The sequence below is a fragment of the Streptomyces hydrogenans genome (assembly GCF_014656075.1).
GTDB classification, from domain to species: domain Bacteria; phylum Actinomycetota; class Actinomycetes; order Streptomycetales; family Streptomycetaceae; genus Streptomyces; species Streptomyces hydrogenans.
The window spans coordinates 1-503 of the sequence record NZ_BNBS01000330.1 but is presented as its reverse complement, the minus strand read 5'-3'; the positions used below and the strand labels follow the sequence as shown (position 1 = coordinate 503).

The 503-nt window shown below is 77.1% G+C and carries 1 pseudogene; it reads left to right on the top strand.

What is annotated here, in order from left to right:
• A pseudogene (locus IE321_RS41715) lies at positions 1–503 on the top strand (DNA polymerase III subunit gamma and tau); the annotation flags it as partial.

Below are 503 nucleotides of genomic sequence, written 5' to 3'. Positions count from 1 at the left end.
CGGCCCGCCCCGGCGGCTGGCCGACCGCCGCGCCCGCGTCCGCTCCCGTACAGCCGCAGGCACCGGCCCAGGCTCCGCCGCAGGCGCAGCCCGCCGCGCAGGTTCCGGCCGGGGACATGGCCGCCGGCGCCGCCCAGGTGCGGAACATGTGGCCGTCCATCCTCGAAGCGGTCAAGAACCGGCGCCGCTTCACCTGGATCCTGCTGAGTCAGAACGCGCAGGTGGCCGGCTTCGACGGCACCACCCTCCAGCTCGGCTTCCTCAACGCCGGCGCGCGGGACAACTTCGCGAGCAGCGGCAGCGAGGACGTCCTCAAGGCCGCGCTCGCCGAGCAGTTCAACGTGCAGTGGAAGGTCGAGGCGATCATCGACCCGTCGGGCGGCTCCGCGCCCCCGCCCGGCGTCGGGAACTTCTCCGGGGGAGGCGGCTTCGGCGGCGGGGGCGGCGTCCCGCCGCCCGCCCCGCCCGTCCAGGCCCCGTCCCCCGCCCCCATGCCGGCGCCC